The organism is Actinopolyspora alba, from assembly GCF_900112765.1.
GTDB lineage: Bacteria > Actinomycetota > Actinomycetes > Mycobacteriales > Pseudonocardiaceae > Actinopolyspora > Actinopolyspora alba.
In genome coordinates this window covers 264326-284311 of the sequence record NZ_FOMZ01000008.1, presented here as the reverse complement: position 1 = coordinate 284311, position 19986 = coordinate 264326, and the positions used below count along the sequence as shown (strand labels likewise).

Genomic DNA, 19986 nt, shown 5'->3' with positions numbered 1-19986 from the left:
CACGGCTATTTCCTCCAACCGGTGTCCTTCTCCGGTGCGGGCCGAGAAACGGCTCTGTCCGAACGGCCTGCAGGCCAGCCAGCCGGCTATAGTGGCTCACATGCAGCACGTCTCCGATTCGCCCGCACCCCGTCCTCAACGGGACTCGGTCCACGTGCTGGATCTGTTCGCCGGGGCCGGTGGCCTTACGCAAGGATTCCACTCCGCGAGCAACCGGTTCCAGGTGGTGCGGGCCGTGGAGGAGGACCTTGCCGCGGCCGCCAGTTATGCACGCACTTTCGGCGACAAAGTTTATCCAGGGGGAATCGAGGGATGGCTGGCCGACGAGGAGGTACCCCACGTAGGTATCGTTGTAGGTGGCCCTCCTTGTCAGGGATTCTCCACCCTGGGAAAACAGGATGCCGAGGACAAACGCAACACGCTGTGGCGTGAGTATGTCCAGGCTGTATCCAAGGCGCGCCCCGGTTACTTCGTGCTGGAGAACGTGCCCGCTTTCCAACGCACACCGCAGTTCGAGTTGTTCCGGAACGCAGTGGGGCGAGGAGGTGAGCTCGCCGATTACACATTCACCCCGTACGTGCTAAACGCAGCCGACTACGGGGCTCCGCAGGCCCGTAAACGGGTGGTCGTCATCGGCCACCATCGTGATCTCCCCGAACCGGGGAAGCCGGAGCCGACGCATGTGCGTGGGCATGTGACCGTCGCCGAAGCATTGCGTGAAGCATTACCCGCGGTGACGGAAACCGAGTTGCCGGAGACACGAACCGAGTTCTGCGGACGTTCGTTCCCCGGGGCGTTCAAGACGGCCGAGCTCCATCTGACCCGCAACTACACTGCGACTTCACTCGCAAGGTTCGCCACCATCCCACCCGGCGGCAATCGGTTCCACATACCCGAGGAACTGCTCTCCTCGTGTTGGAAGAAGCACAAGAGCGGTTCCGGCGACGTCATGGGGAGACTGTCACCGGACAAACCGTCGGTGACGATCCGGACCGAGTTCTTCAAGCCCGAGAAGGGCCGCTATCTGCACCCGACCGAGAACCGAGCACTCACACACTACGAGGCGGCACTGCTGCAGGGTTTCCCGGACGATTACCAGTGGGTGGGTTCCAAGGTTTCCATCGCGCGCCAGATCGGTAACGCGGTCCCGGTTCCGCTCGCTCGTGCCATCGCAAAGCACCTTCTCGGAGCCATCGATAAGAACTGAAACTTTCTCGCGTGGGCATTGACGTTTCCGGAAAAGCTGTCAATGCCCCGGTGGGATCAGCTCCTGGTGGAAACACCGGTGCAGCTCCGTGTGGGAGGTCTCGACGGCACCGTGATTGCGGAGTGCGCCCGGGCCTATTTTCGACTGGTTGCCGACCGCGTCGTTCAGCTTCGCGGTGGGGACCACGAAAAAGGTCCACTGATCCAGGTCGAGCGGGTTCACGGTCACCTTGCCCTTGTGATGCAGCAGGCAGAACATGGACACGTCCGCTCGCCTACGGCGCTCCTCCGAGTAGGTGTTCGACTCCGCGTACCAGCCTTTGGTGGGGGGAAATGTCGAAGGTGATCTGTGAGTGAACTCGTTGCGGCCACGTCTGCAGATGCGCCGCTGATTTCACCTCGACAGTAGTGCCTTCCGGGATCACGAGATCGAGGCGTCCCATTCCGTGCGGGGACGTCCGGACACGCCGCCGAGAGCGAGTCCGACCACGTATTCCGCGAGCATTCCGCGAAGTGTGTTGCCGAGCAGGTCGGATGCGGCCCATCGCCAGAAGTCGTGTAGTTGGGTGACCTCACCTCGTTTCCCTGTGGTGAAAAGTTCGTTTCCTGTCCTCTGCTTCGCCGATGTGGATCGGTCTGTATCTGTCGCCATCTCGACGGTTTGGCACCCTGGGGTGACGACTGCGTACGGGTTCCGCTATGCCGATTCCGTTCTCCGAGTGGCTACACGCTCCTGCGGTGGTGTTCGGGGCGGTCTGTCGGTGGGGTACTGCTCGTCTCGTTACTCTGTCCACCGCTGCATCGTGTCGATATTCTCCCTGTCCGTGGCACTCGATGAGATCACCGCTGCTGCGGTACGCGATGCGATGGCCGAGTGCGATCAGCTGCAGCATGAGGCTTTCCTGGAAAAGTACGGGTTCGAGTCGACCGGTTCGCACGTGCTCCGATACGCAGGCGCTGAATACAGCCCTACGGCGGTTATGGCTGCTGCTCATGGCATGTTGCCGGGGAACAGCCCGCTCGGTCCGGACGACTTTCCAGCTGGCGAGCGTGATGCGGTGGAGCGATTACGTCGGCTTGAGTTCCTCGTGCAGCCCGGACGAGCTCCAGCTTGGGAACGTGACGAGGTCATCCTGGTCTGTGACTTGGTTTACCACAACGGATGGAACCGGGGCTTCCCGGACGATCCGGCCGTGATCGAGCTTTCCGAGTTGTTGCAGCAACTGCCGCTGCATCCGCAGGAGAAGCGTGACCCGCGGTTCCGCAACGTCAACGGGGTGGCGCACAAAACGGCCGATCTGCACACCAACACACCCTGGTATCAGGGAAAGCCCAAGAACGGCGGTGCGGTGGACAAGGAGGTCATCCGCGATTTCCTGGAGTACCCCGAGGAGATGCAGGCGGCCGCAAAGGCCATCCGTGACTCGATTCGTTACGGAAGTTTCGAGAAGTCGGAACCGGTCGAAGGGGCGGCAGGCGACGAGTCGGAAGCTCCCGAAGGACGCCTGCTGGCAAGGAAGTACTTTGCGCGGGAGCGTGATCCCCGCCTACGTGACAAGAAGATCAAATCCGTTCTCGCCGCAGGACGCGACCTGAGCTGTGAGGCCTGCGGATTCGACTTCGAAGCCGTCTACGGTGAGCGCGGCAGGGGATACATCGAGTGTCATCACATCCTGCCGCTACACGCATCCGGCGCGACGACGACACAGTTGAAGGACCTCGCGCTGCTGTGCTCGAACTGTCACCGCATGATCCACCGTGGCAAGGAATGGCTCACCCCGGGACGGCTGAGGGAGTTGATCCAGCAGCAACGCGCGGACTGAGCGGTCATCCACTCGTTCACCGGCACCATTGCGTCGTCGGCCTCCACTACCACCGGAGTTCGGCGACAGTGGGCGGCTCTTCGTCCTGACGTCGCCGAATCAACCGAACCATCCACAGTGGCCTTGCCGCGTCACGCGGCTGACGGAGTCGGTTTTCCGCGCCCCCAGTAGAACGGCCCGGAGGTGGGACGCACCTCGACGTCCCAGCCGAGCCGGGCGAGGCGATCCTGCAACTCGGCGGGTTCGTGCGGCACCTTCACCGCCCGGTGCCGGGTACCGTCGCTCAGCCTGCGACGGATGGTCGAGGACTCCTCGCCCTCGACCAGCTCGTCGGCGGTGCGGTACGCGTCGTCGATGAACAGCACCCGTCCGCCGGGTGCGAGGCAGTCGGCCACCAGCTCCCAGAAATCCGCGAAGCGATCGAGCGGCACATGCGAGATCCAGAAACCGAAGAACACCACGTCGTAGCGCCGTTCCGGTCGCCAGTCGAACAGATCGCCCAGCTCGAATCGGACGTGCTCGTCGGCGGTCCGTTCCCGCGCCACGCGCAGCATCTCGGGGGAGGAGTCGACGGCCGTCAGGGTGCTCGCGTGCCGCGCCAGCTCCGGAGTCCACGTGCCGGGGCCGCACGCCAGTTCCAGCACGTCACCGCTGGGCGCGGAATCCCGGCAGCCACCGCTACTGGCGCGACTGTCGTGGTTCGTTTCCTCGGCGTGGCCGACTCGTGGCAGGCCCGGCCACCGGGCGACTGTCGGTTCCGCGCGCTAGATTCGCCGCATGGAGCAGCGGATCAGCCTGGTCACCCTCGGCGTCGCCGACCTGCGGCGTGCCAAGGAGTTCTACGAGCGATTGGGGTGGCGGGGCAGGAACTCGAACGGACCGTCTTCTTCCGCACTCCCGGCGGCGCGTTCGTGCTCTGGAGCAGGGACGAGCTCGCGGCGGACACCGGCCTCACCGGTGAGCGGGACGGCGGGTTCGGCGGTGTCTGCCTCGCGCACAACGTTCGTTCCGAGGCGGAGGTCGACGAGGTCCTGGGAACCGCACGTCGGGCGGGCGCCACGCTGACCCGCCCCGCTGCCGAGACGTTCTACGGCGGCTACGCCGGGGTGTTCACCGACCTCGACGGGCACGCCTGGGAGATCGCGTACAACCCGGGGTTCCCCATCGCCGAGGACGGCACGATCACCATTCCCGATCTCGGCTCCCAGTAGTCGCGGACTCCCAGCACTCTCTCGCCACGAGTGGTTCGCCGGAAGTGATCACCACGCACAACCGGAACCGAACCGCTCACTCGCGGGGTTTGAGCCGCGCGTTGGGAAGCTCCGGAGCGGGCAGGGTCTCCTCCCACCGCGCCGGGAATTCCCCGTACTGCAGCGACTCCCCGGAAGACGGGTACTCCTCGTCAGCCGGCTGTTCGCGTTCGTGCTGCCACCGCTCGCGGAACGCCGCGATCTCCTCGTGGCTGCGTCCGATGAAGTTCCACCACATTACGATCCGCTCGCCGAGCGGTTGCCCGCCGAGCAGCAGCACCCGCGCCCGCTCAGCCGATCCCGCACGCAACGTGAGCCGTTCCGGCCCGGTGTCCTGGCAGATCAGCTCGCCCGCGCTCGCGGCCACCCCGGCCACGGTCATTTCGCCGGTGTCGACGAGTACGCCGTGCTCGAAAGCGGGGTCGATGTCCAGATCCAGGCTCCCGCCGGACGGTAGCGTGATCTCGGCGCCGAGCAGCGGGGTGTAGGTCGGCACCGGCGAGGTCTGCCCGAGCAGGCTGCCCAGGAAGACCGACACGCGCGCGCCGTCCTGCTCCAAAACAGGCGGCGCGTAGTTGTCGAACGCCGCGTCGGTGAACCGGTGCCGTTCGGGCAGCGCCACCCAGAGCTGCGCCCCGTGCAGCACGCTCGTCTCCGATGTGGAGTACTCCGAGTGGGCGATGCCCGAGCCGGCCGTCATCAGGTTGAGCTCACCCGGCCGGACGAGGGCGTGCGTTCCGAGCGTGTCGCGGTGCTCGATCTCGCCGCTGAACAACCACGAGACGGTCTGCAGTCCGGTGTGCGGGTGGCCGGGAACCCGCATGCCACCGGTTCCGGACACGTCGTCGGGGCCGTAGTGGTCGACGAAGCACCACGCCCCGATCAACGACCGCGCCCGTTGCGGCAGCGTGCGGCGCACCGTCATCGCCCTCGGCCCGCCCAGCGGTACCTCGCGGGGATGCAGCACCCACGCCCGCCCTGCCTGGTCGTCGGCGTTGGTGCAGGTCAACTCGGTCGGAGCTGTTTCGAGGTTGCTCATCGTCCTATCGTGTTCCCTGTCGGAGTCCGCTCGTGTTCCACCCGAGTGTGCGGCATAGTGGCGGAATGTCCGAGGAACAGCGCGGTGGCACACCGGCCGAGAATCCTCCGCCCGAGGTTTCGGTGCTCGACGTGCCGTCCCGGCACCGCTACGAGATCAGCCTCGACGGCGTGCGGGCGGGGCTCACGCGGTATCTCGATCGCGGGAACCAGCGGGTCTTCGTGCACACCGAGATCGACGACGACTTCGCCGGTCGTGGCCTGGGCAGCGAGCTGATCTCGGGCGCGCTGCGGCGGACGCGGGCGGCCGGGATGCGGATCGCCGCCGTTTGCCCGTTCGTGGCCAGGTACCTCGACAACCACCACGAGTTCGACGACATCCGGGATCCGGTCACCCCGGACGTGCTGGCCGCTGTGCGGGCGGAGTGACCCCGAGCTTTCCCGCTTCGTCGGGGCGCTGTGGGTTTCCCGCGAGGTCGTGCCACACTGTATTTAGACAGACCTGTCTATATATCGGAGGTGCACGATGCGCGCTGTGCTGCTCACGGGACACGGCGGCCCCGAAAACCTCGAACACCACGACGACGTGGCGACCCCGGAACCCGGACCAGGGCAGCTGCTCGTCCGGGTCGGTGCCGGTGCCCTGAACAACACCGACATCTGGACCAGGGAGGGCGCCTACGGCCTCCCCGGCGACCCCACCGCGCTCGCCGGATGGCGCGGGCCGATCTCGTTCCCCCGCATCCAGGGTGGGGACGTGGCTGGAGTGGTCGAATCGGTCGGTTCCGGAGTGCCGAGTGAGCGCGTCGGGCGCCGTGTGCTGGTCGATCCGGCCGAATACCGCGATGAAGGCCCTCATGCCCCGCCGGTCGGTCTGCTGGGCAGCGAGTACGACGGTGGTTTCGCCGAGTACGTGCTCGTCGCCGACCGGCAGGCCCACGACGTGACCGACTCGCCGCTGTCGGAAGAGGAACTGGCCGCGCTACCGATCGCCTACGGCACCGCTATGGGCATGTTGGAACGTGCCGGAGTGGCTTCGGGCGAGAGGATCCTGGTCACCGGGGCCTCCGGCGGGGTGGGGCTGGCCGTGGTCCAGCTGGCCGCCGCCCGCGGAGCGGAAGTGCTGGCGATCACCAGCGGCGGCAAGGAGAGCGAGGTCCGTGCTGCCGGGGCGAACCGGGTGGCGCTGCGGGACGCCGCCGATCTCGCCGATCGGGTGCGGGAGTTCGCTCCCGACGGGCTCGACACGGTGGCCGACGTCGTCGGCGGCCCGCAGCTGGGACGCCTGCTGCCGCTGCTGCGGGACGACGGCCGCTGCGTCGTCGCCGGGGCCATCGCCCAGGCGGTGATCGAATTCGATCTGCGCCGGTTGTACCTGCACAACCTCAGCCTGATCGGCTCCTCGATGCACACCCGCGCGCACTTCGCCGAACTCGTGGCGGCCGCCCGCTCCGGCGAACCGCGTCCGCGCGTCGCGGAGCGCCACTCGCTCGACGAGATCCACTCGGCACAGCGGCGGTTCCGCGAGGGCGATTACGTCGGCAAGATCGTGGTGGTGCCGTAGCCGACGTTCCCGCTTCGGTTTTCGCGGGAATCGGTTGGTTCCGGGAATGGCGGCCTCGTCATATCGGCAGTTTTCCACCACGCCGACGTGCGATCCACTGTGTGCTCGGAACCGCTCGTGGAACCGCCCCGGCTACCGGGCCCGGGTTCGCGCCTCGCGGTGCCTCGGGTCCGAGTGGAACCGGGAACCGGAACTATCCTCACCCGCGTGACCGAGACGCGACAGTGGCAGCTCGAAACCGCCGCCCCGGAGGACGCCCCTCCGATACACGGCCTTCGCAGGCAGCTGGAGGACTGGCTTTACGACCGGGGGATCGAGCAGTGGCCGCGCGGTGAGGTGTCGTTCGACAGGATCGCGAGTGAGGTCGAGCGCGAGGAGTGGCGCCGCGTGCGGCTGCCGGATCTCGGTGTCGTCGCGGCGATGCGGGTGCTGTGGTCCGATCCCGACTTCTGGGGTGCGGACTCCACACCCGCGATCTACGTCCACGGGCTCATGGTCGACCGGTCGATGGCCCGAACCGGGATGGGCACCTTCCTGCTGGAAAGCGCCGCCGAAATCGGCCGCGCCGCGGGGCTGGGCACCTTCCGACTCGACTGCGCCGAGTCCAACGACGTGCTGCGTTCCTACTACGCGGCGCGGGGCTTCCACGAGGTGGATAGGCACGTCATGCGTGGTCTGTTTCCCGTGATCCTGTTCGAGAAGCGGATCTGACCTCGCTCGGAGTTCCGGTTCGCCGCTCGACACCGAACCGGCGTACGGCACAGGGATTCGTCGAAGACCTCGCGATCCGCGTGGATCGCTCGTGTGCTGTTTCCCCGGCGCGGCGATTTCTTGGGAAATCGACGCCGCCCCCGGCCATACCGCTCACCGGCGCGGCGATTTCTTGGGAAATCGACGCCGCCCCCGGCCATACCGCTCACCGGCGCGGCGATTTCGCGAGAAATTGACGCCACACTGGGTAGACCACCCACGATGTCCGCCACTGTTCTCCGCGCGGTACCGCCGCCTTCCCGGCGGAGCGCCGCGAGCCCGAACCCGCTGGTCATCTCCGAACGGGGCCGGGCAGGCTGGAACCGTGACAACTCATTCGGATGTCGAGAAGGCAAGGCAGCGAATCGCGGACAGCGTCCGGCGCACCCCGCTCGTCGACCTGGATCCCGAGCTGGTCCCCGACGCGGCGAGCGTCCGGCTCAAGCTCGAACAGTCGCAGCACACCGGCTCGTTCAAGGCGCGCGGCGCGTACAACCGGGTGGTTTCGGCCCTTGCCGAGGGCAGGATCGGCGAGGCGGGAGTGGTCGCGGCCTCCGGCGGCAACGCGGGCATGGCCGTGGCCCACGCCGCTTCCCGGCACGGTGTGCCCGCCCGGGTCTACGTCCCGGCCAACGCACCGGCCTTCAAGCAGGCGAAGCTGCGGGAGCTGGGCGCGGAGGTCGTGGCGGTCGGTGAGGTCTACGCCGATGCCTACCGGGCAGCCGTGAAGGACGTCGAGGAGAACGGCGCGGTGTTCTGCCACGCCTACGACCAGCCCGAGATGTGCGCCGGTAACGGCACGCTGGGCGCGGAACTGCTCGAACAGACCGAGGGCGAGCTGGACACCGTGCTGCTGGCCGTCGGCGGGGGCGGGCTGATGGCCGGTGTCGCCGCCGCGCTCGAATCCCGTGCGCGGGTGGTGGGGGTGGAACCGACCGGCATTCCGACGCTGCACACCGCGCTGGCCGAGGGCGGCCCCACCGACGTGGCGGTCTCCGGTGTCGCCAAGGACTCGCTCGGCGCCACCCGTCTCGGCGAGATCGCCTACGAGGTGGCGACGCGAACGGGAGTGCGTTCGGTGCTGCTCGACGACGAGCACATCGTCGCGGCGCGGAAGTACCTGTGGCAGCGCTATCGGCTGGTCGTGGAACACGGCACGGCAGCGGCGCTCGGGGCGCTGTTCGCCGGGGCCTACCGCCCCACCGAGGGGGAGCGCATCGCCGTGGTGCTCTGCGGTGCCAACACCGATCTCACCGATCTGGCGTGAAAGCCAATCCGCCCGAACACCGTCAATTTCTCGAGAAATTGACGGGCTGGTACGGCGGCACGGTGCCGAACCCCCGCCACTCCCGTGATTGGCACCGCCGCGCCTGATTCAGTGGCGTCCGGTTCGGACACTGTCACCTCCGGCGCGAGCGTGGTTGTCGATGTCAGGTCCGTGCCCTCGGTGGTGCGAGTGCTCGACCGGGGAGATTCGACTCCGTGCCTCTTTCCGGCCCACGGTGAATGTGCGACGCGTGTGTCCGTTGTGTAAATACAACTTTCAAGTGAGTGAGTTCGATCCGTCGGGTAGAGCCATCCGCTGTCAGAAGCGCGCGGCATGCACTACTCTCGCGATCACTCCGAGTCGCACTCGTAGCCAGCGAGTGAGGCCGAGCTGCTACGAAACCACGAACGAGAGTTGCCGACATGGCCGAAGAGATCAGTGTGGAACTCGACTGTGAACCGGAACAGGTGGCGGACTTCGCGAACACGGTGTGGATGATGATGCGAACGGCAGGCATCAGCGGAACCGTCCACATCAACGACGTGAAGCTCGATCCGCAGTGGGTCTGGGACGGCTACAACACCGATACCTGGCAGGACGGCTGATCGACTCCTGCCGAGCGCTACGCAAGGCAGCGATCGAGGCGCCGTACGACTGGGCTGTCCGGACGCGCCGCTCCTCAGCGCCAGGTTGTGGTCTTCTCGGCGGCCAGCCGGATCTCGGCCGCCAGCTGCGAGATCGGCATCGCGACCATGTTCTGCGAGATGTTGACCGGTGTTCCCATCATCCTGGCGTTGCTGCGCACCAGGAAGCCACGCCAGCCCGTGGTGCGGTCGAGCACCGTGCTCGGGTCGAACAGCGTGACGCTGAGCATGCGCTGTGTGCCGTCGTTGTCGGCCATGGCCCCGGAGATCTCCCGCCAGGGCACGAACCCCACGCCGGTGAACGACGCGTGGTCGTACAGTCCCTCGTTGTCCAGCACCACCACCGGTTTCGGCTTGGCCAGCCGCACGGCGCCGTAGATCAGGCAGCCGCCGAAGAACACGATCGCCAGCGCGCTCAGCGCTAGGAATACCCCCGCGAGCGGGGCCGAGCTCATGGCGGTGATCGCCTGGTAGCACATGAACACCCCGAAAAGCACGAAGACCAGTGCGCCCAGGATCACCAGCCCCAGCCGGATCCGGTTCGGGTAGATCGCTAATCGGTAGTCCCGCTGACCGGGCTGTCCGTTGCGCCGGACCCCTCTCATCCGTTCCGCTCCTCCTGTAAGGCTGCACACTCCGCCGTGGGATCAGGGCCGTAGGCGGAGCCCTTCCGAGAAGTAGAGCCTGCCATGTCCGCTAACCGGCTCTGCTTTCGCGGTCCGGCACGTCATGCCGGGCAGGCGGTAACCGGATCCGGCGAGTACCGGTCTTGGTCCGCGACGGACCGGAATTCGGTGGAAACGGGCGCACGGCCCGGCGAGTCCTGCTAGCGTTCCCACTCGTCCGTCGCGACAGGCGTCCTACGCCGGTCGACCAGGAGGGGAGGCAGCATGGCCGACGTGGCGGTCACACCCGAGCAGCTGCGTGGTTGGGCCAACAACTGTGATGACCGCGTCGCCGAGCTCAAGTCGCAGCTCGCCCCGGCTTCCGAGTCCTTCGAGTCGCTGCGGAGCGCGGCACAGGGCTGGAAGTTCGCAGAGAGCATCCCTCTGATGAGCGATCGCTGGGAGGAGCTCAACGAGTTCATGCGCGACGAGCTCACCGAGGCGGCCGAGAACTTCCGCTGGTGTGCCGACAAGTACGACGAGAACGAAAACATAGTGGTCGAGTACTTACGACACTTGTTCGGGTGAGGGAAATGGTCGACTTCGGGCAACTCCTCAGTATCGATCTGTCCAAGCTGGAAGCGTTCGCGGACAGTTGGAACGACATCCGGAAACGAATTGAAGATGTACAGAGCGGTTTCAAGGACGATGTGCTGACTCCGCTCGAAAACGAGGACTGGAAGGGCGACGCGGCGAAATCGGCCAGGAACCGCTGTACCGAGATTCACGACGAGATCGGAGCACTGGCCAGGCAGGCCGATGGCGCTCGCTCCTACACCGAGAAGCTGGCCGGAGTGGTGGACGACTCGTTGAGTCTGAAGAAACTCCAGCGGGACGCGGCATCGCTGCGGGATGAGATCACTTCCAAGGGGCTTTCCGTCGTCGACGGTGACAAGGTCGCCTGGGTGGTGGCACGTGCTCCGGGGCCGTTGAGCGAACAGGAGAGGCAGCGGCGGGAGGAGAAGCAGCAGGAGGCCGACGAGCTGCAACAGCGGCTCGACGAGCTCGTCGAGGAGGCCACCGAGAACGACGAGCGGATAGCCGACGCGTTGAAGGTGGTGTTCGGCACCACCCACAACTTCGATGCCGGGGCTCGGGAATTCGGGTCCGAGGAGGACGAGAAAGGCTGGAAGGACTACGAGACGCACGCCGAACTCATGGCGGTCGAGGCGGCGATGCGGCATCATTTCGAGTACACCGAGGCCGCAGACCTCCTCAAACACTGGTTGGAAGAGAGCGGGGAGCCCTACGAGGTCGACGCGCGGCAGATGCTCGACGACATGCCTGCCTTCCGCGAGGACGTGGATCAGGCCATCGAGGACGTGGAGACCGAGCCGGACGGCACGTTCTCGACCGGTTGGCAGGACAGCGCGCCCAACGTGGACAACGGTGCGAAGAGCAGGAACTGGTACTACGCGTTGAACAACTTCGAGTACCGTGTCGTCGGCGAGAAGAACGGCGACGAGACGAGCTATCACGTCGAGGTACGCAAGAACTACGACTGGGGAATCCCCAGCGAGGGGCGCGGGAACCTGCAGAAGGGGCCGGTCGAGCTCGAACAGGCCGACATCGCGCACCTGCATTCCACCGGCATGGCGCGTGACTTCAAGGTGCACGGCGAGACCGGGAAGATGACCAAACCGAACTGAGGGGAATCACGGCTTGAGTGCTCGCGCGAAGTGGCTCGTCGTGCTGGGAGTGTTCCTGATCCTGCTCGCGCTGCTGACGTGGTGGGGTTGGAACGCCTGGCAGGAGTTCGAGTACGACATGCGCCATCCCGAGCAGAGCGGCTGGATGGACTGAGCTCGCGCTCGCCGAACGGCCGAACCGTCGATTCGCCGAGCCACACCCTTCAGAGCGCGGTGTTCCCGCCGAGCAGCAGCGCGAACGATCCGCCGCCGATCACCGCCCCGGTCAGCGCGCCGACGGTGACCTGGGCCGGGGTGTGGTCGTCGACGGCCACCCGGGACCAGGCGACGGCCAGTGTCACCAGCGCGCCCCACCACAGCGCGGGTCCGTAGAGCAGCGCCAGCACGGTCACTGCACCCGCTGCCACGGCGGTGTGCATCGAGATCTTCCAGAAGACCGTGATCGTGCCGGTGACCAGCAGGCTGATGATCATGCTGATATCCAGCGCGATCAGTTTCTCCGGCGCACGGCCCGCGATCAGCAGCGCGAGCCCGAGCAGGCTGAGCACGATCAGCGCGGTGAACGGAATGAGCCTGCCCTGGCGGTCGCGGACGTGGTGCCCGTCCCACCTGCCGGTGCGACTGCCCCACACCACCACGCCCATCGGCAGCACGCTGCTGGTCAGCGCCACGACCATTCCCCACAGCAGGGTGGAGCCGAACTCCGCCGTGGCCTGAGCGGCCACCACCAGCGGCAGTGCCAACACGATCACCCAGGGGGCGAGCACCTCGGTGACGACGCGTGCGAGCAGGTGCTTGTGCTCGGCCTGGGAGCGGGTCTCGCGGGTCGACATCGGCACATCTTACGTCTTACGCCGTGTTGTCGCGGTTGGTTTTGCGGCGGGTGCGTTGGTGGCGGGGACGCGCGTTGTAGGCGTCGAGGCTGTCTATGAGGTTGGAGACGGTGTTGCGGTCCCGCCGGTCCAACCCGGCGAAGCGCTGGGCGATGTCGCGTGCCTCGGTGTCGCGCCAGGTCTTCAGGTCGGCGATCTGCGCGTCGATGCGCTCGGTGACCTCGTCGTCGAAGAAGTATCCGGCGGGCACGCCGAAGAACTCCGCCAGCGCCTCCACGTAGTGGATCTTGGGATTGGTCCGTGTCCCGGTTTTGAGCTGGCTGATGTACTGCGCCGACATCGCCCCTGGCAGGTGCCGGATTCCCGCCTCGATCTCGCGGTAGCTGTAGGTGCCGCGGTCCGGTGGATGCACCGTGGCGATGAGATGGGCGAGCTTGCCCGCGAAAGTGTTTTCGCGTCCGGCTTCGTTGGCACTCATAGCGTTCTTCTCGTCCGCCAGTTTGTTGGTGAGTTTCCCCAGGTCCAGGCACCGTAAACGGCTGTTGACAGTGTTTCACCGTGATGGTTTACAGTGATGATGCTACTGTCAACAGTAGCAAACGCCGATCCGGGATCATAGCTTCCGGAACCCAGCGCCCCGGTGGAAACGCGAAATATTTCCGGGGAGTTGACCCGCGGTAGCGTGCTCGCCCCGTTCTGGGGGTACGGGGCGAGCACCTCCGTGGCCGCTAGCTTCTCTTGCCCGATATCCCCGTGCGCTCCGGTGTCCCCGCTCGGTACCCAGCGACCCGTGCTCGGCTCTCCGCTCTCCGGTGTCCGGCGATTTCGCGAGAAATTGACGCCCGTAGAGCCGGGGTGGGTGCCCGGACCAGCAATCGTCCACAGTGCACTCCAGTGCGAAAGGTCACCGTGCGAGTGCTCGATCTCCGTGGACGACCCCACGCCGTCGTGGATCGCGGATACCGTGTGGCTGTCCGTGACGCGACGAGCACCTGGTGTGCGCGATCCGTTCGCGCTGCTGGGGTGGTGAACCGATGAGCTATCTGTCCCGTATCCGAATCAACCCGCTGCGCTCGGGCAGCCATGAGTTGCTCGGCAACCCCCGCAAGTTGCACGGGGCGGTCATGGGCGGCCTGGCTGACGATCCCGAGCGGCAACGTCCGCTTTGGCGGCTGGACGGCGACAACCCGCACCGGCCGAAGCTGCTGGTGCTCTCCGAGTCCAAACCGGACTGGACGCATGTTGTTGAGCAGGCCGGTTGGCCGCACGCCGACGGCGAGCACTACGAGCTGCGCGAGTACGAACCGCTGCTGAGTCGGCTGGCAGTGGGAGAGGAGTTCACCTTCCGGGTGACCGCGAATCCGGTGCGGAACATGATCGAGGCCGCGAGTCCGACCAAGCCGAACGATTCGGGGAGGGGTTCGCGCGGGCGCTCGCCGCGGACGGCTCACCGTACCGCCGAGGCTCAGCTGGGTTGGTTCCTGGAGCGCACCGAGAAGTGGGGGTTCACCGTGCCGGGAGCTTCATCCGGGACGAGCGCGACCGAACACTCCAGTGTCGCGGCGACCACTGATTCCAGCGACGCGACCGGCGGTGCCGTGACGGCCGATCCTGCCTGCACTGGTACTGCCGAGAACCCGGAGTCCGCGAGGAACGTGCGGATCACCGCACGTGAAAGGCGCTCCTTCGCCAAGAAGCGGGGTTCGAAACCAGTTGTGCTGCACACCGCGACGTTCGAGGGGCGGTTGCGAGTGACCTCGGTGGAACTGCTGCGCCGGGCGCTGCTGTACGGCGTCGGACCCGCCAAGGCCTACGGCTGCGGGTTGCTCACGCTCGCACCGTTGAACCCGGAGTCCGACGCGGTCGGCTGGGTTCGCTCGGCCGCAGCGACTACGTGACGCGTTTCCGCCCTGGAGTGCACGACTTCCGGAGGACTCACTGCGGTGGCGTGGCGATTTCGTGGGAAATTTACGTCCCGCCGCCCCGCAGCTGGGGGAAGCGGGGCGCTCGCGGTGCCTTGCTCAGCCGAAGTGGTCGGCCTTCAATGCTTGCAGGAAGGTCTGCCACTGCTGGTGGGTGGTGGTGAAGTAGCCGGCCGTGCGGTCCTTGCTGTCGCGGACGGCCGCGCCGTCGGTGGTACGCCCCACCTCGACGCACGTGCTCGTGTTGGCGCTGTAGCTGGAATTCCGCCAACTGTTGGGCTCGTGCGAAATGCTCATGAACGGAATCCTTGGCATTGAGGTCGTTTCGAGTTTGGGGTTGATCGTGGATGGAGAGTTCGCTATCGACCAACGAGTGATAGCAGTGGCCGAGAACGTTCTCTCGAACCCGACATGAATCCGGGGAGCAATTCACGAGCTGTGCTCAGTCGAATCGATCGACCTTCACGGCTACTAGGAAATCGTGCCATTGCTGAGGGGTAATGGTAATGTGTTTTGCCGAGCGGTTCTTGCTGTCTCGAATAGCGGAGCTTCCGTTGTCGTATCTCACTTCGACACAGTTCGTTTGTGTACTGCTGTGGCTGGATTTCCGCCAACTTGATTGGTAGTGCTGCGGAGTGCTCATGTAGATGTGCTCCGTAACGAGGCTGGAATGTTGTCTCAGTTCGAGTCCGGGGTGACCGTGGAGAACGGCCGTCATTTCCCAAGAGAAACCTCTTTTGTGATCTGGACGGTGATCGCTTTCGTTGAATCAGAAGTGCCGTCCGCTGTTCGTGGCGTATTCATTCGAAATGATCGCTTTTCAGCGAATTCAGGAAGTCGCGCCACTGGTGGTGGGTGGTGGTGATGTGTCCGGCTGTGCGGTCTTTGCTGTCGCGGACGGCCGCACCGTCGGCGGTGCGGCCGACCTCGACGCAATGTGAGGTGTTCTGCGAACGAGTGGACTTCCGCCAACTGTTGGGCTCGTGCGGCGTGTTCATGAGTGGGCTCCGTTGCGTTGAGCGCGCTGCCGAACTTGAGTCTCACGCCAGGGGTAGGGAGTTCGCCACGTCTGAACGGGTGGTGTCAGCGGCCGGAACGGCACCCCTGTCCGGTCACAGGGGTGCCGCGCTCGCAGCTGTGCCTTACTTAGCCGAAGTGGTCAGCCTTCAACGCTCGCAGGAAGGTCTGCCACTGCCGATGCGTGGTGGCGAGGTGGCCCGCCGTGCGGTCCTTGCTGTCACGGACGGCCGCGCCGTCGGCGGTGCGGCCGACCTCGACGCAGGTCTGTGTAGCGCTGCTGCGGCTGGACTTTCGCCATCCTGTCACGGGCTTCATGATGACTCGCTTTCCCACTTTTCGGCGTATGCCTTCAGCGTGCGGACAGTGTGTTCAGGATTACACGCCGTTGACATGAGGTTATCTCGTAGTCGCGCGTAAGCGGCCACATCGTCGGGTTCGTCGAGAAACGCGCTCGATCGGTGGTGCTCGATGTGGACGATCGAGCGTACTTTTGGGAAATCCAGCAGGAGGAACGACCCGTCAACACCCGGGTGGGCGCTGAACGGTAGAAGTCTCATATCCACGTTCGGTAGCTCAGCTGTGTCGGCGAGATAACGCAGCTGCTCGGACATTATCTCGGGGCCACCGATCTCACGCATCAGAACACCTTCGTCGACGAGCGCGGTGAGTTCGACCGGGTTTTTCTGAAAGATGATGTCCTGCCTGCCACGTCGCACGGCGACACGTGCCTCTACGGCATCTTCAGGCACACCACCCCCGAGCATCAGCGCACGGGTGTAAGAAGCCGTCTGCAACAGTCCAGGAACCAGCGTTACCGCACCCTCACTGATACGGACCGCATCCTTCTCGAAGCTCAGCAGTGCTTTCAGCTGAGCTGGTAGTCCACTGTCGCTGGTTTCCCACCAGCCGGGCTGGTCTATCTCACGAGCCATGTTCAGCAAGCGCTCACGCTCTTGGCCGGTGACGCCGATGATAGCGAGTATCGCGGACACGTCCGCTTCGTCGATGCGTCTCGCGCCGGATTCCGCCCTGCTCATGGTCGATTTCGACCATCCCAGGCGACTTCCCACATCCTGTGCTTCGAGGTTCGCGCTCTTGCGGAGCTGTCGTAGTTCCGCGCCGAGACCTCGCGCCCGTGCACTGCTCGCCATGAAAGCCAGCGTAGATCGATGATCTCGGTAACAACATGTCCCTCGAAAGATACGTTGCATAGTTGTCGCAACTATTAATAGTTTCAACAACTAGTAGCGAAGTTCTCAAGGAGGAAATCGCATGTCCCATCCCTTCACCTGGGTCCCAGCCGAGGAACAGCGGCACGCGAGCAGGGATCCGGTGCCGCCGCCCGCCCTGGAGTTCCCGCCGGAGCTGACCGTGTCCGCGCTGTGTGGCCGGGAGGTGCTCACGGCTACCGGCGGCATCCCCTGGTTGTGGCCGACCTGCCCGGACTGCGAGCGCACCACCCGCGAACTGGTCGGTGCCCCGCCTCGCCACGACGCGGACGAGGGTGATGCGCGATGAGCAGTGACCACATCCGGTTGGCCGGTTTCCTGCGGCTCTGCCAGTGGCACTGCGACGAGGCCGCCTTCGCGATGGGCGGCGGGCGCTTCGGCACAGATCGCTGCCGCGAACTGGCGGAGGAACTCTCCGAGACGGCGATCGCGCTGCGACGCTACGCCGACTCGCGGGACAGCCCTCCGAAATCCGCCCTTCCCGAGGGTTACGGAGCCGAAAACCGCATTGTCGAGGGCGATCCCGATGTCTGACCCGCTGCTCGTGCCGATCCTGCTGGTAGCGCTGGCGATGCTCCTGGCGCTATGGCCGCAGCACCCCGACTTCGCGCCGCGCCCGCACACCAGGCACGGCGGCACCGGACCGGGCACGCTGACGGTCCGACAACTGCAAGCCCAACTCGCCGGTGTAGCCAGTGGTGCCACCGGTACCGAGCTCCGGGCCGCAGCCACCGCGAGCGCGACTACTGGTTCCAGCGGCCTCCCCGAATCCGGCGTTGTCATGCCGACACAGTCGCGATCCGAACCCGAACCGATCAGCTGGCCCGAAACCGACCCTGACGAACCGTCCGAGCGCTGTCCGAGCGATCTCCATCCACATCGGGATGATCGCGAAGAACCTCCCGTCACGAGCCCGGCGGCAACGGAACCTCCGGCGACTCCCGACGTCGCCGCTCTCGCCGCTTGGCAAACGGCTTCCCGAAGCTCGAAGCCGCACCACACCGCCGTACGCAAAGCACCCGGCCATCACCGCCACACTTCCCGGTGCCAACCGACACCGACGACCGTGGGCGCCTTACCCGACTCCGATCCGGACCTGGCGCTGCTGGGCCGCGTCCTCGAAGGACTGTGCCGCCTCTGAAGCCTCGCCCGTCTCCGCGGCGCCGCGCCGCCATTTCCGCCCCCGGAACGGCCGCCGACCTCGCGACGGCAGCAGAACCACCCCGTTGACCACGGGCCACGGCGACGATCCCCGACACTCCGCCGTGGACCCGTCCGCCGCCCCGGACCGCGCGTATCCCTCCCCACTCGCCGCGCGGCCCGGGGCGGCTCCCCGTCAATTTCTCGCGAAATCGCCGCGCGACCAGCACTGACGGAGTCGACCGAACAGCCCCGAACGAGATCATCGGCTTGGTAGCGTTCTTCCTCGGGCAGCGAAGCGATCTAGGGGGAACGCCAGTGTCCGACTTCACGGTCGACATCGGCTCGTTGGACGCCATGGAGAAGAACCTCAACCGGGCCGAGGAGAACCTACAGAGCGCATTGAAAGCCATGGCCGATATCGGCCCGGACTCCATCGGGCCGGACGAACTGGACGAAGCCTGCGCCGAGTTCCGCGACGACTGGCAGCACGGCATCGACGAGATCGGCGAGTGCGTCAAGAAGATCACGGGAGCTCTCGGCTCCGCCAAGAAGCAGTACCAGGAACTGGAAACCGCCATCACCGAGGGCTTCACGAAGATGCGGGAAGCGATCGAGTCCGGCGAAGCCGGACAAAGTGAACCTCCGGTGGCGAGGCCCGCCCAGAGCGGAGGTGCCCGGTGAGTGGCAACGGGGACTGGCACGCGCTCGGATTCAACCCGGCCAGGGGAAACCCTTCGTCGGTGGGCACGTTGGCGAAACAGCTGACCGACACCGGAAACTGGCTGTTCGAGACCTACGAAGTGCTGCGCGACATCAGGCAGCAGAAGGACACCTGGACCGGTGAGGCGTCCAAGGCGTTCGCCGAGAAGTTCGGCGAATTACCCGGAAAACTCGATGACGCCCACGAGTCCATGAAAGCCGCGGGCAAGGCGCTTTCCGGGTGGCAGGACACCCTGAAAGGACACCAGACCGAAGCCGTCCGACTTGAGCGAAAGGCCCGGGACGCTATCGCGGCCGCCGAGAAGGCCGATCAAGTGGTCAGCCAGACGGTCGCGGAGGCCAACAAGCCGATCGCGTACGACTCCGGCGACCCCGAGGCGCGCGCGGCGGCGAACCGCCGTGCCGAGCAGCAGGCACAGGCGGTCGCCAGCGCCAAGAGCGACGCCCGCAGCGCCTGGGACCGAGTCGAAAGCATCCGGAAACAAGCCGTCGAGCTGCAGGAGACCTGGCGCGAGGACGCGCGGGCCGTGGCGCGGAAACTCCGGGAGGCCACCGACATCGCCCCCGGTTTCTGGAGCGCGCTCGGTGACGCGTTCTCGGACATGGGCGACTGGGTCGTCGACAACCTCGGGCTGATCGGTGATGTGGCGGGAATGGTCGCCGCCGTCGCCGGAACGTTGTCCTTAATCCCCGGTTTGAATCTGGCCACCGGCCCCATCGCCCTCATCGCGGGAGGCGTCGCGTTGGCAGCGCACGCCGGGGACATCGCCGCGAACGACAAGTGGACCGATGTGAACGCCTGGGTGGGTGTCGGTACCGACGCGCTCGGCATGCTGCCCATGGTCGGCCCGCTGGCCAAGGGAGGCGCGGCGGCCACGGACGCCCTGCAGGTCAGCGACGGCCTGATCGATGCCGGGCGAGTCGGTGCGAAGGCGTTCGGTAGTAAGACTTCCGAAGTCGTAACCGATATGGCTGATCCCGCCGATATAGCAACGTTGTTTGGTGACAGGCTGGCAAACAGGTTCGTCGGTGGCGAGGGCATGGCCAAGACGATTCAGGGAACTTTCAACGTGGGAATGCAGGCTCCCGTCGCGAACGATTGGGTTCACAGCGATGACGCGAGCGCCGATGTCAAGAACAAGGCGGGTTACGTGGCTTTCGGGGGTGGGGCGGCGCAGAGTTACGGCGAATGGGGAAAAGTAGGCCATGAACTGCAAGGGCTGGGTGAATCGCTGTCGAGCTTCACCAAGGCGCTCGGGTAGG

At 65.8% G+C, this 19986-nt stretch carries 27 protein-coding genes and 1 pseudogene; 17 read left to right on the top strand and 11 right to left on the bottom strand.

The features are described from left to right. Window positions 1–100: 100 nt before the first annotated feature. On the top strand, window positions 101–1207 hold the full coding sequence (locus BM150_RS14325) for a DNA (cytosine-5-)-methyltransferase (protein WP_092927810.1): 1107 nt from the start codon (window positions 101–103) through the stop codon (window positions 1205–1207). A gap of 39 nt (window positions 1208–1246) precedes the next feature. Here BM150_RS14325 and BM150_RS14320 read toward each other — a convergent pair whose 3' ends face one another. Then, the gene (locus tag BM150_RS14320; RefSeq protein WP_092927744.1) at window positions 1247–1471 is read right to left on the bottom strand and encodes a hypothetical protein; all 225 of its coding nucleotides are present in this window, start codon (window positions 1469–1471) and stop codon (window positions 1247–1249) included. Window positions 1472–2030: 559 nt separating this feature from the next. On the opposite strand from BM150_RS14320, the gene BM150_RS14315 reads away from it, so the two are divergent. Beyond that, window positions 2031–3029: an HNH endonuclease gene (locus BM150_RS14315; RefSeq protein ID WP_217641640.1), complete on the top strand. Its 999-nt coding sequence runs from the start codon at window positions 2031–2033 to the stop codon at window positions 3027–3029. Between the two features lie 131 nt (window positions 3030–3160). On the opposite strand, the gene BM150_RS14310 is transcribed toward BM150_RS14315, so the two are convergent. After that, on the bottom strand, window positions 3161–3760 hold the full coding sequence (locus tag BM150_RS14310; RefSeq protein ID WP_092927743.1) for a class I SAM-dependent methyltransferase: 600 nt from the start codon (window positions 3758–3760) through the stop codon (window positions 3161–3163). A 46-nt stretch (window positions 3761–3806) separates the two neighbouring features. On the opposite strand from BM150_RS14310, the pseudogene BM150_RS14305 reads away from it, so the two are divergent. Next, a pseudogene (locus BM150_RS14305) lies at window positions 3807–4240 on the top strand (VOC family protein). Window positions 4241–4316: 76 nt separating this feature from the next. On the opposite strand, the gene BM150_RS14300 reads toward BM150_RS14305, so the two are convergent. Beyond that, the gene (locus tag BM150_RS14300) at window positions 4317–5318 is read right to left on the bottom strand and encodes a pirin family protein (RefSeq protein WP_092927742.1); all 1002 of its coding nucleotides are present in this window, start codon (window positions 5316–5318) and stop codon (window positions 4317–4319) included. A gap of 65 nt (window positions 5319–5383) precedes the next feature. On the opposite strand from BM150_RS14300, the gene BM150_RS14295 reads away from it, so the two are divergent. The 5 genes from BM150_RS14295 to BM150_RS14275 all read left to right on the top strand — a co-directional run bounded on the left by BM150_RS14295 (window position 5384) and on the right by BM150_RS14275 (window position 9503). Further along, window positions 5384–5746 (top strand): GNAT family N-acetyltransferase, encoded by a 363-nt coding sequence (locus BM150_RS14295; RefSeq protein ID WP_092927741.1) that lies wholly within the window; start codon window positions 5384–5386, stop codon window positions 5744–5746. Window positions 5747–5843: 97 nt separating this feature from the next. Beyond that, window positions 5844–6881 carry a zinc-binding dehydrogenase gene (locus BM150_RS14290; RefSeq protein ID WP_092927740.1) on the top strand — a complete coding sequence of 346 codons (1038 nt, stop codon included), beginning with the start codon at window positions 5844–5846 and terminating at the stop codon, window positions 6879–6881. Between the two features lie 207 nt (window positions 6882–7088). Then, window positions 7089–7592 (top strand): GNAT family N-acetyltransferase, encoded by a 504-nt coding sequence (locus BM150_RS14285; protein ID WP_092927808.1) that lies wholly within the window; start codon window positions 7089–7091, stop codon window positions 7590–7592. Window positions 7593–7956: 364 nt separating this feature from the next. Then, window positions 7957–8898 (top strand): threonine/serine dehydratase, encoded by a 942-nt coding sequence (locus BM150_RS14280; RefSeq protein ID WP_092927739.1) that lies wholly within the window; start codon window positions 7957–7959, stop codon window positions 8896–8898. A gap of 422 nt (window positions 8899–9320) precedes the next feature. Then, window positions 9321–9503: a hypothetical protein gene (locus tag BM150_RS14275; RefSeq protein WP_092927738.1), complete on the top strand. Its 183-nt coding sequence runs from the start codon at window positions 9321–9323 to the stop codon at window positions 9501–9503. A gap of 74 nt (window positions 9504–9577) precedes the next feature. On the opposite strand, the gene BM150_RS14270 is transcribed toward BM150_RS14275, so the two are convergent. After that, entirely contained in the window at window positions 9578–10147 is a 570-nt protein-coding gene (locus tag BM150_RS14270) for an STM3941 family protein (protein ID WP_092927737.1), read from the bottom strand. A 285-nt stretch (window positions 10148–10432) separates the two neighbouring features. Between BM150_RS14270 and BM150_RS14265 the strand changes: the two genes are divergently transcribed. Genes BM150_RS14265 through BM150_RS24155 form a run of 3 tightly spaced genes read left to right on the top strand, consistent with a single transcriptional unit; the run spans window position 10433 to window position 12010 of the window. Further along, window positions 10433–10735: a hypothetical protein gene (locus tag BM150_RS14265; protein WP_092927736.1), complete on the top strand. Its 303-nt coding sequence runs from the start codon at window positions 10433–10435 to the stop codon at window positions 10733–10735. Beyond that, the gene (locus BM150_RS14260; RefSeq protein WP_092927735.1) at window positions 10732–11856 is read left to right on the top strand and encodes a hypothetical protein; all 1125 of its coding nucleotides are present in this window, start codon (window positions 10732–10734) and stop codon (window positions 11854–11856) included. Before BM150_RS14265 ends, BM150_RS14260 begins: the two co-directional genes overlap by 4 nt. A gap of 13 nt (window positions 11857–11869) precedes the next feature. Next, complete coding sequence (locus BM150_RS24155; protein WP_175496826.1) at window positions 11870–12010, top strand: hypothetical protein; 141 nt, start codon at window positions 11870–11872, stop codon at window positions 12008–12010. 49 nt (window positions 12011–12059) lie between these two features. Here BM150_RS24155 and BM150_RS14255 read toward each other — a convergent pair whose 3' ends face one another. Then, window positions 12060–12689: a phosphatase PAP2 family protein gene (locus BM150_RS14255; protein ID WP_092927734.1), complete on the bottom strand. Its 630-nt coding sequence runs from the start codon at window positions 12687–12689 to the stop codon at window positions 12060–12062. 16 nt (window positions 12690–12705) lie between these two features. Continuing rightward, window positions 12706–13167, bottom strand: a complete 462-nt coding sequence (locus BM150_RS14250; RefSeq protein WP_092927733.1) for a helix-turn-helix domain-containing protein — start codon at window positions 13165–13167, stop codon at window positions 12706–12708. A gap of 556 nt (window positions 13168–13723) precedes the next feature. On the opposite strand from BM150_RS14250, the gene cas6e reads away from it, so the two are divergent. Next, a complete protein-coding gene (cas6e, locus tag BM150_RS14245) occupies window positions 13724–14587 on the top strand; it encodes a type I-E CRISPR-associated protein Cas6/Cse3/CasE (RefSeq protein WP_092927807.1) in 864 nt (287 codons plus the stop codon). Window positions 14588–14710: 123 nt separating this feature from the next. On the opposite strand, the gene BM150_RS14240 is transcribed toward cas6e, so the two are convergent. The 5 genes from BM150_RS14240 to BM150_RS14220 form a co-directional block, all read right to left on the bottom strand. Next, complete coding sequence (locus BM150_RS14240; RefSeq protein ID WP_092927732.1) at window positions 14711–14908, bottom strand: DUF397 domain-containing protein; 198 nt, start codon at window positions 14906–14908, stop codon at window positions 14711–14713. A gap of 145 nt (window positions 14909–15053) precedes the next feature. Further along, a complete protein-coding gene (locus BM150_RS14235; protein ID WP_092927806.1) occupies window positions 15054–15254 on the bottom strand; it encodes a DUF397 domain-containing protein in 201 nt (66 codons plus the stop codon). A gap of 157 nt (window positions 15255–15411) precedes the next feature. Beyond that, entirely contained in the window at window positions 15412–15609 is a 198-nt protein-coding gene (locus tag BM150_RS14230) for a DUF397 domain-containing protein (RefSeq protein WP_092927731.1), read from the bottom strand. A 148-nt stretch (window positions 15610–15757) separates the two neighbouring features. Next, complete coding sequence (locus BM150_RS14225) at window positions 15758–15946, bottom strand: DUF397 domain-containing protein (protein ID WP_175496825.1); 189 nt, start codon at window positions 15944–15946, stop codon at window positions 15758–15760. Then, window positions 15943–16782 carry a helix-turn-helix domain-containing protein gene (locus BM150_RS14220; protein ID WP_092927730.1) on the bottom strand — a complete coding sequence of 280 codons (840 nt, stop codon included), beginning with the start codon at window positions 16780–16782 and terminating at the stop codon, window positions 15943–15945. The genes BM150_RS14225 and BM150_RS14220 overlap by 4 nt, the downstream gene beginning before the upstream one ends. A 121-nt stretch (window positions 16783–16903) precedes the next feature. Between BM150_RS14220 and BM150_RS14215 the strand changes: the two genes are divergently transcribed. From BM150_RS14215 to BM150_RS14195, 5 genes are all read left to right on the top strand, one after another. Further along, complete coding sequence (locus tag BM150_RS14215) at window positions 16904–17149, top strand: HC3 family zinc finger protein (protein WP_092927729.1); 246 nt, start codon at window positions 16904–16906, stop codon at window positions 17147–17149. Continuing rightward, window positions 17146–17394 carry a hypothetical protein gene (locus tag BM150_RS14210; protein WP_092927728.1) on the top strand — a complete coding sequence of 83 codons (249 nt, stop codon included), beginning with the start codon at window positions 17146–17148 and terminating at the stop codon, window positions 17392–17394. Before BM150_RS14215 ends, BM150_RS14210 begins: the two co-directional genes overlap by 4 nt. Beyond that, on the top strand, window positions 17387–18001 hold the full coding sequence (locus BM150_RS14205; RefSeq protein WP_092927727.1) for a hypothetical protein: 615 nt from the start codon (window positions 17387–17389) through the stop codon (window positions 17999–18001). Before BM150_RS14210 ends, BM150_RS14205 begins: the two co-directional genes overlap by 8 nt. Window positions 18002–18318: 317 nt before the next feature. Beyond that, the gene (locus tag BM150_RS14200) at window positions 18319–18684 is read left to right on the top strand and encodes a hypothetical protein (protein WP_092927726.1); all 366 of its coding nucleotides are present in this window, start codon (window positions 18319–18321) and stop codon (window positions 18682–18684) included. Continuing rightward, on the top strand, window positions 18681–19985 hold the full coding sequence (locus BM150_RS14195) for a putative T7SS-secreted protein (protein ID WP_092927725.1): 1305 nt from the start codon (window positions 18681–18683) through the stop codon (window positions 19983–19985). The genes BM150_RS14200 and BM150_RS14195 overlap by 4 nt, the downstream gene beginning before the upstream one ends. Window position 19986 lies beyond the last annotated feature (1 nt).

Bases quoted from the DNA above. Each gene is read 5' to 3' on its own strand.
- BM150_RS14325 (WP_092927810.1), top strand. From the start codon at position 101: ATGCAGCACGTCTCCGATTCGCCCGCACCCCGTCCTCAACGGGACTCG.
- BM150_RS14300 (WP_092927742.1), bottom strand. From the start codon at position 5,318: ATGAGCAACCTCGAAACAGCTCCGACCGAGTTGACCTGCACCAACGCC.
- BM150_RS14295 (WP_092927741.1), top strand. From the start codon at position 5,384: ATGTCCGAGGAACAGCGCGGTGGCACACCGGCCGAGAATCCTCCGCCC.
- BM150_RS14290 (WP_092927740.1), top strand. From the start codon at position 5,844: ATGCGCGCTGTGCTGCTCACGGGACACGGCGGCCCCGAAAACCTCGAA.
- BM150_RS14275 (WP_092927738.1), top strand. From the start codon at position 9,321: ATGGCCGAAGAGATCAGTGTGGAACTCGACTGTGAACCGGAACAGGTG.
- BM150_RS14270 (WP_092927737.1), bottom strand. From the start codon at position 10,147: ATGAGAGGGGTCCGGCGCAACGGACAGCCCGGTCAGCGGGACTACCGA.
- BM150_RS14265 (WP_092927736.1), top strand. From the start codon at position 10,433: ATGGCCGACGTGGCGGTCACACCCGAGCAGCTGCGTGGTTGGGCCAAC.
- BM150_RS14255 (WP_092927734.1), bottom strand. From the start codon at position 12,689: ATGTCGACCCGCGAGACCCGCTCCCAGGCCGAGCACAAGCACCTGCTC.
- BM150_RS14250 (WP_092927733.1), bottom strand. From the start codon at position 13,167: ATGAGTGCCAACGAAGCCGGACGCGAAAACACTTTCGCGGGCAAGCTC.
- cas6e (WP_092927807.1), top strand. From the start codon at position 13,724: ATGAGCTATCTGTCCCGTATCCGAATCAACCCGCTGCGCTCGGGCAGC.
- BM150_RS14240 (WP_092927732.1), bottom strand. From the start codon at position 14,908: ATGAGCATTTCGCACGAGCCCAACAGTTGGCGGAATTCCAGCTACAGC.
- BM150_RS14235 (WP_092927806.1), bottom strand. From the start codon at position 15,254: ATGAGCACTCCGCAGCACTACCAATCAAGTTGGCGGAAATCCAGCCAC.
- BM150_RS14230 (WP_092927731.1), bottom strand. From the start codon at position 15,609: ATGAACACGCCGCACGAGCCCAACAGTTGGCGGAAGTCCACTCGTTCG.
- BM150_RS14225 (WP_175496825.1), bottom strand. From the start codon at position 15,946: ATGAAGCCCGTGACAGGATGGCGAAAGTCCAGCCGCAGCAGCGCTACA.
- BM150_RS14220 (WP_092927730.1), bottom strand. From the start codon at position 16,782: ATGGCGAGCAGTGCACGGGCGCGAGGTCTCGGCGCGGAACTACGACAG.
- BM150_RS14215 (WP_092927729.1), top strand. From the start codon at position 16,904: ATGTCCCATCCCTTCACCTGGGTCCCAGCCGAGGAACAGCGGCACGCG.
- BM150_RS14210 (WP_092927728.1), top strand. From the start codon at position 17,146: ATGAGCAGTGACCACATCCGGTTGGCCGGTTTCCTGCGGCTCTGCCAG.
- BM150_RS14205 (WP_092927727.1), top strand. From the start codon at position 17,387: ATGTCTGACCCGCTGCTCGTGCCGATCCTGCTGGTAGCGCTGGCGATG.